General features: G+C 61.1%; 14 protein-coding genes. 6 read left to right on the top strand and 8 right to left on the bottom strand.

What is annotated here, in order from left to right:
• Nucleotides 1-87: 87 nt before the first annotated feature.
• On the bottom strand, nucleotides 88-1062 hold the full coding sequence (locus KL786_RS28660) for an NAD(P)H-dependent flavin oxidoreductase (protein ID WP_215519753.1): 975 nt from the start codon (nucleotides 1060-1062) through the stop codon (nucleotides 88-90).
• A 170-nt stretch (nucleotides 1063-1232) separates the two neighbouring features.
• Here KL786_RS28660 and KL786_RS28665 point away from each other — a divergent pair, with 170 nt between their 5' ends.
• The gene (locus tag KL786_RS28665; RefSeq protein WP_167360814.1) at nucleotides 1233-1385 is read left to right on the top strand and encodes a hypothetical protein; all 153 of its coding nucleotides are present in this window, start codon (nucleotides 1233-1235) and stop codon (nucleotides 1383-1385) included.
• A gap of 42 nt (nucleotides 1386-1427) precedes the next feature.
• Here KL786_RS28665 and KL786_RS28670 read toward each other — a convergent pair whose 3' ends face one another.
• Both KL786_RS28670 and KL786_RS28675 read right to left on the bottom strand, forming a co-directional pair.
• A complete protein-coding gene (locus tag KL786_RS28670; protein WP_215519754.1) occupies nucleotides 1428-1820 on the bottom strand; it encodes a VOC family protein in 393 nt (130 codons plus the stop codon).
• Between the two features lie 57 nt (nucleotides 1821-1877).
• Complete coding sequence (locus KL786_RS28675; protein ID WP_154220497.1) at nucleotides 1878-2084, bottom strand: hypothetical protein; 207 nt, start codon at nucleotides 2082-2084, stop codon at nucleotides 1878-1880.
• Between the two features lie 108 nt (nucleotides 2085-2192).
• Here KL786_RS28675 and KL786_RS28680 point away from each other — a divergent pair, with 108 nt between their 5' ends.
• Nucleotides 2193-3095, top strand: coding sequence for a LysR family transcriptional regulator (locus KL786_RS28680; RefSeq protein ID WP_215519755.1), 903 nt, complete (start codon nucleotides 2193-2195; stop codon nucleotides 3093-3095).
• Nucleotides 3096-3114: 19 nt separating this feature from the next.
• On the opposite strand, the gene KL786_RS28685 is transcribed toward KL786_RS28680, so the two are convergent.
• The 4 genes from KL786_RS28685 to KL786_RS28700 form a co-directional block, all read right to left on the bottom strand.
• Nucleotides 3115-4083 carry a LysR family transcriptional regulator gene (locus tag KL786_RS28685; protein ID WP_215519756.1) on the bottom strand — a complete coding sequence of 323 codons (969 nt, stop codon included), beginning with the start codon at nucleotides 4081-4083 and terminating at the stop codon, nucleotides 3115-3117.
• A gap of 137 nt (nucleotides 4084-4220) precedes the next feature.
• On the bottom strand, nucleotides 4221-5408 hold the full coding sequence (locus tag KL786_RS28690; RefSeq protein ID WP_032863520.1) for a cyanate transporter: 1188 nt from the start codon (nucleotides 5406-5408) through the stop codon (nucleotides 4221-4223).
• A gap of 133 nt (nucleotides 5409-5541) precedes the next feature.
• Entirely contained in the window at nucleotides 5542-6156 is a 615-nt protein-coding gene (locus KL786_RS28695) for an NAD(P)-dependent oxidoreductase (RefSeq protein ID WP_032863519.1), read from the bottom strand.
• A gap of 35 nt (nucleotides 6157-6191) precedes the next feature.
• Nucleotides 6192-7058: an MBL fold metallo-hydrolase gene (locus KL786_RS28700; RefSeq protein WP_215519757.1), complete on the bottom strand. Its 867-nt coding sequence runs from the start codon at nucleotides 7056-7058 to the stop codon at nucleotides 6192-6194.
• A gap of 113 nt (nucleotides 7059-7171) precedes the next feature.
• Between KL786_RS28700 and KL786_RS28705 the strand changes: the two genes are divergently transcribed.
• Together KL786_RS28705 and KL786_RS28710 are read left to right on the top strand one after the other, a co-directional pair.
• Nucleotides 7172-8077, top strand: coding sequence for a LysR family transcriptional regulator (locus tag KL786_RS28705; protein ID WP_065943483.1), 906 nt, complete (start codon nucleotides 7172-7174; stop codon nucleotides 8075-8077).
• A 99-nt stretch (nucleotides 8078-8176) separates the two neighbouring features.
• Complete coding sequence (locus KL786_RS28710; protein ID WP_167360815.1) at nucleotides 8177-8350, top strand: hypothetical protein; 174 nt, start codon at nucleotides 8177-8179, stop codon at nucleotides 8348-8350.
• Nucleotides 8351-8372: 22 nt separating this feature from the next.
• Here KL786_RS28710 and KL786_RS28715 read toward each other — a convergent pair whose 3' ends face one another.
• Nucleotides 8373-9248 (bottom strand): helix-turn-helix domain-containing protein, encoded by an 876-nt coding sequence (locus KL786_RS28715; RefSeq protein ID WP_215519758.1) that lies wholly within the window; start codon nucleotides 9246-9248, stop codon nucleotides 8373-8375.
• A gap of 180 nt (nucleotides 9249-9428) precedes the next feature.
• Between KL786_RS28715 and pobA the strand changes: the two genes are divergently transcribed.
• Nucleotides 9429-10622 carry a 4-hydroxybenzoate 3-monooxygenase gene (gene pobA / locus KL786_RS28720; protein WP_065943482.1) on the top strand — a complete coding sequence of 398 codons (1194 nt, stop codon included), beginning with the start codon at nucleotides 9429-9431 and terminating at the stop codon, nucleotides 10620-10622.
• A gap of 115 nt (nucleotides 10623-10737) precedes the next feature.
• The gene (locus KL786_RS28725) at nucleotides 10738-12192 is read left to right on the top strand and encodes an MDR family MFS transporter (RefSeq protein ID WP_215519759.1); all 1455 of its coding nucleotides are present in this window, start codon (nucleotides 10738-10740) and stop codon (nucleotides 12190-12192) included.
• The last annotated feature ends 229 nt before the right edge of the window (nucleotides 12193-12421 follow it).

The raw sequence follows: 12421 nt of genomic DNA on the forward strand, positions 1-12421 counted from the left end.
ACCGCCAATCCCCTGTGGGAGCTGTCGAGCTTCAGCGAGGCTGCGATGGCGGCGGCACAGACACTGAAGATGTCGCCTGATCCACCGCTACTGAGTAACGCCGAGGTCCAGGCGTTTGCGTGAGGCTTGATATTCACCCTTGAGCCGCTCGATCAGCTTGCCGGCCGGCAGTACCGACTTGACGGCGCCCACGCCCTGGCCTGCGCCCCAGATATCTTTCCATGCCTTGGCCTTGGCCCCTTCGCCGGTGCCGAAATTCATTGTCGAAGGGTCGGACACCGGCAGTTCATCCGGGTCCAGACCGCTGTTGGCGATGCTTTGGCGCAGGTAATTGCCATGCACACCGGTGAACAGGTTGGAGTAGATGATGTCGTCGGCCGAGCTCTCGACAATCATTTGCTTGTAGGCCGATTGGGCATGGGCTTCTTCAGTGGCGATGAACGCCGAGCCGATATAGGCCAGGTCAGCGCCTGCCGCCTGGGCGGCGAGAATCCCATTACCGTGTGAAATGGCCCCCGACAGCAGCAGCGGGCCGTCGAACCATTCACGGATTTCCTGGATAAGCGCAAACGGCGAAATTTTCCCCGCATGCCCTCCAGCACCCGCAGCCACGGCAATCAGGCCGTCGGCACCTTTCTCAATGGCTTTTCTGGCGAAGGTATTGTTGATCACGTCGTGCAGCACGATGCCGCCGTAGGCATGTACCGCCTCATTCACATCCACCCGCGCACCCAGCGAGGTGATGATGATCGGGACTTTGTACTTGGCGCACAGTGCCAGGTCATGTTCGAGCCGATCATTGGACTTGTGCACGATCTGGTTGACCGCAAACGGTGCAGAGGGCTTATCCGGATGCAGGGCATCGTACTCGGCCAGTTCGGTTGTGATTTGTTTCAGCCAATCCTCCAGTACCGGCGCCGGCCGCGCGTTCAGCGCGGGAAATGAACCCACTACGCCGGCCTTGCATTGGGCGATCACCAACTCAGGGCTGGAAATAATAAACAGCGGCGAACACACCACTGGAATCGAAAGACGGCCTTGCAAAACAGTTGGGAGAGACATGACGGCTCCAATCGGATCGGGTGTGGGGTACCCGGCGAGGAGAAATTAGCAGGGTGAATTTTAATATGCAACCAGTTGCATAGTTGGCTCCCTGACTGTTACCCGCAAGAAATGTGTTGGCTGTTCTATGCTTGTTTGGCGTGACTCATTCTTATGGACGGGAGGTAGGTATGACCAATCAAGACAAGCCGCGCGATGAGGCGCAACAGGAGCAGGAGCGCGCCAGGCAACGTCGCGAGGAAGAGAAGCCACAGACCTGGAAGCATCCGGATGACGGTACGGAACTGTCCGAACGTGATCAGGAACGTCCGCTAAAACCCTGACTGTAGGAGCCGGCAGCCGGCTCCTATCCTATAAGGCTCGCGTCAGTTTTGGATCGGCGTACACAGTTCCACCAGTGTCCCATCCGGGCAGCGCACATACGACACCACCTGGCCCCAGGGTTTGCTGATCGGCGCCGTCAGCTCGGTTGCACCTGCGGCCAGCGCCTTGGCGTGGGCGGCTGGCACGTCTTCGGTGACAAACCCCAACTCCATGCCCAATGGTTGTTTCGAGCTGTGGGCTGGCACATGTCCACCGGGAAAATTCATCTCGCCCAGCTCATGGGCTGCGAAAGACAAGGTGGTGCCACCTGTTTCAAGTTCGCCATAGGTGCCTGATTCGTGCAGGAAACGCCGATTGAAACCGAAGGCGTTTTCAAAAAACTGCAGCGACGCGGCGACGTCCGGGACGTAGACGATGGTGTAGGCGAATTTCATGGCGAAGCGCTCCGTGCTTGAATGAGGCGCTTATTAGAGGGGCCGCGATGGGCATCGTCAACCGGCCGATACCAGCAACGCGGTCGGAAACCCCGACGCCAGCACCAGGTACGCGACGATGGCGGCCAGGCATAGCCCGACAAATACCCGCAGCAGTGTCCTGGCGGTCGGGTGGGCAATGAACCTGATGCTCCAGATGCACAGCCCGGCCATCAGGATGGCCAGGGCAAGAATGACCAGCACGGGGGTGTTCTCGGTTGCCATGGAAGCTGATTTATAGTCCCAAACAGGTGGGTTGGATAGTCGGCGCATAGACGCAGGCCCCGCTGTGTTCCTAAACTGCCGGCAGTCTTGGGCTGTAGGGCGTTCGCCATGAACCGCAATGAATTACGCAAGGCCGACATCAACTTGATGGTCGTCTTCGAAACACTGATGCTCGAACGCAACGTGACACGGGCGGCAGAGAAGCTGTTTCTCGGCCAGCCGACGATCAGCTCGGCCCTCAACCGCCTGCGCACACTGTTCAACGACCCGTTGTTTATCCGTGTCGGCCATCGCATGGAGCCTACGGCACGGGCCGAGGAACTGATCCTGCACCTGTCGCCGGCGCTGGACTCGCTGTCGGCGGCGTTGAGCCTCACCCATGATTTCGACCCGTCTGTCAGCACCATGACGTTTCGCATTGGCCTGTCCGATGACGTCGAGTTCGGCTTGCTGCCACCGCTGCTGCGGGCCCTGCGTATCGAAGCGCCGCAGGTGGTGTTTGTGGTGCAGCACGTCGATTACTGGCGTATCCCCGATTTGCTGGCCTCCGGCGATATCACCGTCGGCATCACCCAGACCCGTGGCCTGCCGGCCAATGCCAAGCGCAAATTGTTGCGCCATATCCGCCCCAGCGTGCTGCGCGCCGATGCCTCGGACCAGCCCCTGACCCTCGACGAATACTGCGCGCGCCCCCATGTGCTGGTGTCCCATACCGCCAACGTCGCAGGGTTTGCCGATGAGTGGCTGGCCGAGATCGGTCGCAAGCGGCACGTGGTGTTATCCGTGCCGCAATACAGCTCCTTGCCGGCATTGCTGGCCGGCACCGATATGATCGCCAGCCTGCCGGACTACACGGCCCAGGCCATGGCGGCGGCGGGCAACCTGTTTTGTGAGCCATTCCCGTTCGATACGCCGACCCTGGACCTGTCCATGGTCTGGCTCAGCCACGTTGACAGCGACCCGGCCGAGCGCTGGATGCGCTCGCGACTGGAAGCGTTTATGGGGGGGTGACAGCTACAAGCAGCAAGCTTCAAGTGGCAAGTGATGTCTGTGCATCTCTTGCCGCTTCTAGCTTGCAGCTTGCTGCTGCCTGCACCACCTGCTCGCGAAACCACGCGTTGGCAGTTTCCTGCTCGCTGGCGTCGTTCCACTGCATCTCCAGGGTAAAACCCGGCAGGCCGTTGGGGGATTCGCAGTGGCCAAACGGCGGTTCCATGGCCAGCAGCTGTTGCACGCGCCGGGGTAGGGTGACGATGAAGTCGGTGCCGGCAATCATCTTCAGCGCGGCGCTATAGCTGTTGGCCCGGGCGATAACCTGGCGTTTTTGGGCCTGGCGCGCCAGCCAGCCGTCGATCATGTTGGTGTCCGAGGTCCAGGGGGTGGGGAACACATGGCGCCGGGCGACGAAGGATTGCAGGCTGAACGCCGGTTCCCGGGGGGCGGCGCGTTTATCGAAGACACAGACCAGATCGTCTTCGAGCAGCATCTGGGTCCTGAGGTCCTTGTGCTCGCGATGAAAGTGCGGGCCGAAGCAGATCACCAGGTCCAGGCGCCCGTCGCGCAGCGCTTCGATGGGAATCTCGGTTTCCAGCTTCTGCACGTTGACGATCACTGGCAGGTCGGCATGATCGAAGTGTTTCAACAACCTGGGCAGGATCAGTTGCTCGAAGTACTCGGGCGCACAGAGGTTGAAGGTGACGGCTTTTTGCGTGGGGTCGAATGTCTGCGCACCTGCGTGGCAGAGGTTGATGCTTTCGAGGATTTTCTGCACATGCCCGTACATGGTGCTGGCCTTGTAGGTCGGGCGCATGCCGGCACGGGTGTTGATAAACAGGTCGTCCTCGAAGCTGGTGCGCAGCTTCTTCAGGCTGTAACTGACGGTGGACTGGCTGACAAACAGGGTTTCGGACACATCGGTGACGCTGCTTTGCTCATACACAGCGACAAACACCATCAGGTCCTGCATATCGAGCTTTCTAAGCAAGTTGCTGTTTAGCATTCGTTCCGTCCGTGAGCCTGTTGCGCGACTGCAGCGCAAACAAGTCAAAATGTTAACGGAACGCTCGTACCAATAGAAAGGTCTGTCGGACCTTTCTATGTCTGTTGTGGGACAGATACTGTTTGGAATACGACGCCCTAGCGAATATGCCGTGCATAGTGGCGTGGGTCGAAGCGCAGGACGATCAGCAGCATCACCACCACCACGGCGGTGAGCGACCACCAGGCCCATTCGAAACTGCCCAGTTGGTCGCGGATCATCCCGGCAATCAGCGGCGACACGCCAGCAATCAGGTAGCCAATGCCTTGCACAAACGCCGTCAGGCCACCGGCGCGGCGCGGGTTGTCCAGGTGGTCGAGGGACAGGATCAGGCTCATCGGGAACAGCCCGCCAATGCCCAGGCCCAGCAGGCACGGCCACAGTAATGTGAGATGCTGCGGCGAGAGGATCAGGCCACAGAAACCCGCAATGATCAGCACCAGCAACACGGCAACCACGCCGCGCTTGTCCTGGCGCCGGTTGGCGATGGCCGGGGTGATCAGCCCGGAGACCACTTCCATGGCCGTCAGGAAGCCCAGCAACAGGCCGGCGTTCTGTTCGCTCCAGCCTTGCTCGACGTAGTACGGCGCCAGCCACGCCAGTACGCAGGTGTAGGAAGCGGTACCGAGGCCGAAGAAAATCGCCAGCAACCACGCGCGGCGATTACCGAAAAATGACTCCTGCGGGCCGGCGCCGGCTTGGGGCAGGGGAGGCAGCGCCGCGCGCTGGGCGTACCAGAACAGCAGCGCCAACACGGCAAGCACTGCCCAGATGGCCAGGCCGATGCGCCAACTGCCGGTGTGCACCTGGATGAACGGCGAGAACGATGCCGCCAAGGCTGCACCGCCCATGATCGCGGTGACGTACAGGCCCATGAACAGCGAAACATTGTCACGAAAGTGCGACTTGATCAGCGCGGGCATCAACGCCTGGATCAAGGCAATGCCCACGCCGGCGGCAATGGCGCTGAGGATCAATTCAGCCGCAGAGTCGAGAAACAGCCGCGACAGGGTGGCGAGGCCAATCACCACCAGCGACAGCACAATGCTGCGATGCTCACCCAGCCGTTTGCCCAGGCCGATGCCAAAGAACATCGCCAAGCCCATCGCCATCACTGGCAGCATGGTCAACAACGAAGCGGTGCTGAAACTCAGGGGCACATCGGCGCGTATCGATGACAGCAACGGACCCACCGCCGCCATGGACGGGCGCAGGTTCAGGGCCACCAGCACAACACTGAGCATCAGCCAGAGAGCGGTGGTGGGTTTAGCGTGGACGTTTTCCATGGGCAGGCCTTGAGCGGACAAGGTCGCTATTAGGCGGCGGTGCAGGGCGGGGGGCAAATGAGAAAGTCGCAGGGGCTATTGAAAAACTGCAGTTGCTGGAGCCGGCAAGCCGGCTCCAGCAGCGGTTGTGTGCTTAGTAGCCCACGGTAAAGCGCTGGCGGGAGTGTTTCGGTGTTTGCACTTCGTCAATCAGGGCAATGGCGAAGTCGGCAAAGCTGATCCAGCTACGGCCTTCGCTGCTCACCAGCAGGTCGTCCTGGCCCAGGCGGAATGTGCCGGTGCGCTCAGTCTCGACAAACTCTGCCGAAGGCGAAAGGAAGCTCCAGTCCAGCTCCTTTTCCTGGCGCAAGGTGTCGAGGAACACGGCGCCAGCACTGGCCTCGGCCTTGTATTCGGCAGGGAAGCCTGCGCTGTCGATAACCCGCCCACCGCCCGGCAACAGCAGCGAACCGGCACCGCCCACTACCAGCAGACGCTTCACGCCGGCCTGTTTTACCGGCCCGATCACTGCGGCAGCGGGCAGGGTGGCGAAGTGCGCGGCGCTGATTACCACGTCGTTGCCGCTGATCGCCTGTTGCAGGGCTGTCGCGTCCAGCGCATCCGCCTGTTTAACGATCAAGCCGGGACGCGCTGCGATAGTTGCGGTGTTGCGCGCGATGGCCGTGACGGTATGGCCGCGACGCAGGGCTTCTTCCAGCAGTTGGCTACCGGCACGGCCGGTGGCACCAATGATTGCAATCTTGCTCATGACGTTCTCCAGGGTGGGTAAAGGGTTGGATCAATTCACCACTTCATTTCGCCCTTGGCGACTTTGGCGCTCAGTTCCAGGGAGCTTTCATCGGCCAGGTTCGGGTAGCGTTTTTTCATGGCCGCGATCAGTGCGGTGGAGTCCTTGGCCTTGGCGGTTTCTACATCGAACGCCTTGATGTAGTCGGCAGTGAAGGCGACAGATTTGGCCGAAGGCGTGCCCAGGTAGTGACCGGGTACCACGGTGACCGGTTTGAGTTTTTCGATACGTTGCAGGGTGCTCAGCCAATCGGCGTGGGATTGCGCGCCCTGGGTGTCGGCCATCCACAGGTGGATGTTTTCTGAGACCACCACGCCGCCGACCACGGCCTTGATCGATGGGATCCAGACGAAGCTGCGATCCGGCTGCGGGCCGTCCAGGCCGATCACTTCCAGCGGTTGCCCTTCGAGCGTCAGGCTATGGCCTTCGAGGACTTGGGGAATAATGGTTTTGGCCGGCTTGTCGGCGCCCATTTTCGGGCCCCAGTATTCGATCTTTCCGGCAACGGTGGCCTTGATATGGTCGACTACGGGCTGCGGTGCGAGGATCTTGGCCTGTGGGAAGGCGCTGGCCAGGGTGTCGAGGCCGAAGTAGTAGTCCGGGTCGCCATGGCTGATATAGATGGTGGTCAGCTGTTTGCCGCTGGCGCGGATCTTCTGCACCAGTTGCTCGGCCTGGCCTTTGCCGAACTGCGCGTCCACCAGGATCGCGTCTTTCTCGCCGCTGACCAGCACTGAACTGACGGGGAAGATCGCCGATTCGCCTGGGTTGTAAACATCGAGGGTAAGGTCGGCGGCGACGGCGTGGGCGGCAAAGCCGAGAACGGTAGTGGCCAATACAAAGCGCTTGAGGGTGGTGAGCATGGGCAGGTCCAGGTCAGAGGTGCCTTGATAGGCGATGGACAGAGCTTAGTTGCACTGAACGCAGCAAAAAATGCGATGCTGGAACATAGTTTGTTTCTGAAATCGGGCAAATCATGGATCGTCTTCAAGCAATGCGGGTGTTTGTCACCGTGGTCGACCTGGGCAGCCAATCTGCCGCCGCCGATCATCTGGACCTGTCGCGCCCGGTGGTATCGCGCTATCTGGCGGAGCTGGAGGACTGGGTCGGCGCCCGCCTGATGCACCGCACCACCCGCAAGCTCAGCCTGACTGCCGCCGGCAGTGAAACCCTGCCACGCTGCCGGCAGATGCTGGAATTGTCCTGCGACATGCAGGCCGCCGTCAGCGAACCGGACGACGCCCCCCGGGGCCTGGTGCGCCTGAGTGTCAGCACCTCGTTTGGCCAGGCGCAACTGGCCGATGCAATGGCCGAGTACGTCAAGCGTTACCCGTTGGTCAGTATTGACCTGCAAATGCTCGACCGCACAGTGAACCTGGTGGATGAGCGCATCGACCTGGCGATCCGCACCAGCAACGACCTTGACCCCAATCTGATTGCGCGTCAGTTGACGGTTTGCCGCTCGGTGATCTGTGTCTCGCCGGCTTATCTGCTGGAACACCCGCAACCACAGCGCGTGGAAGAACTGGCCGGGCACAATTGCCTGACCCACTCTTATTTCAGCAAGAGCCTGTGGCACTTCGAGGAAAACGGCGAGCCTGTGTCGGTGCCGGTGCACGGCAATATCAGCGCCAATGAAGCCAGCACCTTGCTACGCATGGCCCTGGCGGGAGCGGGGGTGGCAATGTTGCCCAGCTATCAGGCCGGTGATTACATCCGTCGCGGCGAGTTGATTCGTCTGCTGCCCCATGCCGAGCCTCGGCAGATGAACATCTATGCGGTATATGCCTCGCGCAAACACATGCCGCAGGCGTTGCGCAGCCTCCTGGATTTCCTGGTCTTGAGGTTCCCGCCAGAGCCGCAATGGGATGCAGGATTGTAGGCCCGATAAGCCCCCTGAATACCCGTCAATACTGGCAACTCGCCCTGGCTGGCCTATGCTTAAGACAGCACCTTCTTGATCTGTCCGGAGGTCACCGCCATGACGATCAAAACCAGAAAGTACCTGATGATCTTTGCCCTCTGCGCCTTTGCCACGGCCCTCTATGGCACCGCTGCCTACCGCGCTGAACAGGCCCGCTTGCAACCGGGCATGGCGGCGGCGTGCAACCATGGGCAATGCACCTACTCGGCGACCTTGAGCGCTTTGCGCTGACACACGACCTGTAGGCGCCCGGTCAATCCGCGTTCAGTTGCTCACGAAACGCCTTGGGCGAAAACCCTACGCGTCGGCGGAACAGTCGGGAAAAGTTCGTCGGATCAGAGAACCCCAGCACGTCCGACATTTCATTGATGGTCATGCTGGTGTAAGTCAGCAGGCGCTTGGCCTCCAGCAATTGGCGGTCGTGCATGATCTGCAAGGCCGGCTGGCCGCCCAGTTCGCGGCAGGTGCCGTTGAGGTGCGACACCGAGATCCCCAGCTTGTGCGCCAGGTCTTCGATCTTCGGATGCTCGCGGTAGTGCTGTTCCACCAACTGGGTGAAATGGCGGAAGTACTCACGACTGCGGGGTGCCCGTGGATGGCGGCGCTGGATGGCTTGGCGGCTGATCCACACCAGCAGCACGCTGACCAGGGCGTGCATCATCATGTCCCGGGACGGAAAGTCGTCGTTGTATTCATTTTGCAACCGCGCGAACAGGCTGTTGAGGTAGTCACTGTCCTTGCCCGCCGGGTAATTGCCCAGGGCGCTCAAGCTGTCTACCGCCGAGCCCAACTGGCCTTGCAGGTGCGCCACCAGCGGCGCGGCCAGTGTCACCACAAAGCCTTCGACATCTTCGGCAAACCGAAACCCATGCACACACAGCGGCGGCAGTACTTGCAGGGTCGATTCCGTCAGCGTCGTGCGCTGGCCCTCGATCTCCAGTTGCGCCTGGCCCTTGTACACATAGAGCAATTGGCACAAGTCCGCATGTCGGTGGGGCTGGATCTCCCACTGGTACTCGCGGCTGCGCCGGGAGATGGTTTCACAGTGCAACAGATCCGGGGTCGGCCACTCTTGGCTTTCCCCATAAAGTTTGAACACTGGAATCGCGGGACTGGCGTTTTTGGTCATGGTTTCAATCCGATACTCAGGACAGTGGTTCGGTAATCGCCCCGATTGGCGAAAAGCGCAGGCTTTGGCTCAGTTTTCACCTTCTTATGGCGGCCACTCAAGTTAAAAATGCCAGCACCAAATTCAATGACAACGCTTTCACTGAATACGTTCGGGTGAAGCGTGCGGACCATAAAAATAATGAAAACGCTAAAAACCCAAGTCGCCATTATCGGCGCCGGCCCTTCGGGGCTGCTGCTCGGCCAGTTACTGCACAACGCGGGGATTGAAACCCTGATTCTAGAGCGCCAGGCCCCCGATTATGTCCTCGGGCGTATTCGCGCCGGTGTGCTCGAACAGGGCATGGTCGACCTGTTGCGCCAGGCCGGCGTCAGCCAGCGGATGGACGCCGAGGGCCTGGTGCATGAAGGTTTCGAGCTGGCGTTGAACGGCCGTTTGCAACATATCGACCTGAAATCCTTGACCAACGGTAAGACCGTCATGATCTACGGCCAGACCGAAGTCACCCGTGACTTGATGGCAGCGCGCGAGCAGGCCGGCGCGATCACTTTGTATGAAGCGCACAATGTGCAACCCCACGACCTCAAGGGCGAACGGCCCTGGCTGACCTTCGAGCATCAGGGCCAACAGGTGCGCCTGGAGTGCGACTACATCGCCGGTTGCGATGGCTTTCATGGTGTGGCGCGCCAGTCGATCCCCGGCGATGTGCTCAAGACGTTCGAGCGGGTCTATCCATTCGGCTGGCTGGGCATTCTTGCCGATACCCCGCCGGTCCACGAGGAGCTGGTGTACGCCAAGCATCCGCGTGGCTTTGCCCTGTGCAGCATGCGTTCGCCCAGCCGCAGCCGCTATTACCTGCAAGTGCCGGCCGAGGAGACGCCTGACGCGTGGTCCGACCAGCGCTTCTGGGATGAACTCAAGGCGCGCCTGCCAGAAGAACTGGCAGCGCAATTGGTGACCGGGCCCTCGATCGAAAAGAGCATCGCCCCGTTGCGCAGTTTCGTGGTGGAGCCGATGCAGTACGGGCGCCTGTTCTTGCTGGGCGATGCGGCCCACATCGTGCCGCCCACCGGCGCCAAGGGCCTGAACCTGGCCGCCAGTGATGTCAGCACTCTGTTCACGATCCTGTGCAAGGTGTATCGGGAAGGGCGTGTGGAGTTGCTGGAGAAATACTCACAGATCTGCCTGCGCCGCATCTGGAAGGCCGAGCGGTTTTCCTGGTGGATGACTTCGATGCTGCACCAGTTTCCCGAGGCGGATGGTTTCAGCCAGCGTATCGCCCAGAGTGAGCTGGAGTACTTTGTCGAGTCTGAGGCCGGGCGCAAAACCATTGCAGAAAATTACGTCGGACTTCCTTACGAGGCTATCGAATAGCCGGCTATCGAGTAACATGACGGGCATTGCCGCGGGCCTCTTTTCCGTGGCCTTGCCTGCAGGTTCTGTCGTGACTCAACCCACACCTTCCGTACGCAGTGTCCTCGCCGCGCTGATGCTGGCGATTTTCCTCGGCGCGCTGGACCAGACCATCGTCGCGGTGTCGATGCCGGCTATTTCCGCCCAGTTCAACGACGTCAACCTGCTGGCCTGGGTCATCTCCGGCTACATGGTGGCGATGACCGTGGCGGTGCCGATCTACGGCAAGCTCGGCGATCTGTATGGGCGCCGGCCAATGATGCTGATCGGCATGGGCCTGTTCACCATCGCCTCGCTGTTTTGTGGCATGGCGCAAAGCATGGAGCAGTTGGTGCTGGCACGCATCCTCCAGGGCATTGGTGCGGGCGGGATGATTTCCGTGAGCCAGGCAATCATCGGCGACATAATCCCACCCCGCGAGCGCGGGCGTTACCAGGGTTACTTCAGCAGCATGTACGCAGTTGCCAGCGTGGCCGGGCCGGTGCTGGGCGGCTATATGACCGAATACCTGTCGTGGCGCTGGGTGTTTTTGATCAGCCTGCCATTGGGTGCGGGCGCCTGGTGGGTGGCCCATCGCACCCTGGTGGGGCTGCCGGTGCCGCAGCGCAAGCCGATCATCGATTACCTCGGCACGCTGCTGATGATCGTTGGCCTGACGGCGCTGCTGCTAGGCATCACCGAGATCGGCCAGGGCCATCACTGGCGCGATGATCAGGTGCTGGGCCTGCTGGGGTGTGCGCTGGTGGCGCTGAGCGTATTTGTCTGGCATGAGCGCCGGGCGCGGGAACCGTTGTTGCCCATGCACCTGTTTGCCAACCGCAGCGCGGTGCTGTGCTGGTGCACGATTTTCTTCACCAGCTTCCAGGCCATCTCGCTGATCGTGCTGATGCCCCTGCGCTATCAGAGTGTCACTGGCGCCGGTGCCGACAGCGCGGCCCTGCACCTGCTGCCGCTGGCGATTGGCCTACCCATGGGTGCGTTCTTCGCCGGGCGCATGACCTCAGTGACCGGCCGCTACAAACCCATGATCCTGACCGGGGCAGTGCTCACGCCGATTGCCATCCTCGGCATGGCTTTCAGCGCGCCCCAGTCCCTGATCCTGAGCAGCCTGTTCATGGTGCTCAGTGGCATTGCCTCCGGCATGCAGTTCCCGACCTCCCTGGTGGGCACGCAAAACTCGGTGGCGCAACACGACATCGGCGTGGCCACCAGCACCACCAACCTGTTTCGCTCCCTGGGCGGTGCGGTCGGCGTGGCGTGCATGTCGGCCTTGCTGCTGGCGTTGCTGCAGGATTCGAGTTTTGCCCACCTGGCCAGTGGTTCGATGATGGCTGAAGGCAGCTCCGGCAACGTCCTGCTCGACGGTCTCAACGCCGCGCCTGGCCCCGCGCAGGATGCCTTGCGCGCCGAGTTGCTGAGCACGTTCCGGCATTTGTTGATGGTCAGCGCGGCGGTGTCGCTGCTGGGGCTGGCGGCGGCGATTGTGATGCCTAACCACCTGTTGCGTGGGCGCGAAGACAAGGCGCGATAGCCCTTGAGGCGCTGGCTTGCTGGCGTTCACGGCAGGTGTAATCTGCTCAAATGTGGGAGTCCCCACTACCTCTTCGACGTAGCGCTGTCGCGGCGCCTACGAAATGTGGGAGCTGTCGAACCCCGGCGAGGCTGCGATAGCGGTGGATCAGGCGATATCTTCAGTGCCTGTACGGCCGCCATCGCAGCCTCGCTGAAGCTCGACAGCTCCCACAGGGGATTGGCGGTGG

The organism is Pseudomonas sp. TAE6080 (assembly GCF_018732265.1).
Taxonomy (GTDB): Bacteria; Pseudomonadota; Gammaproteobacteria; order Pseudomonadales; family Pseudomonadaceae; genus Aquipseudomonas; species Aquipseudomonas brenneri.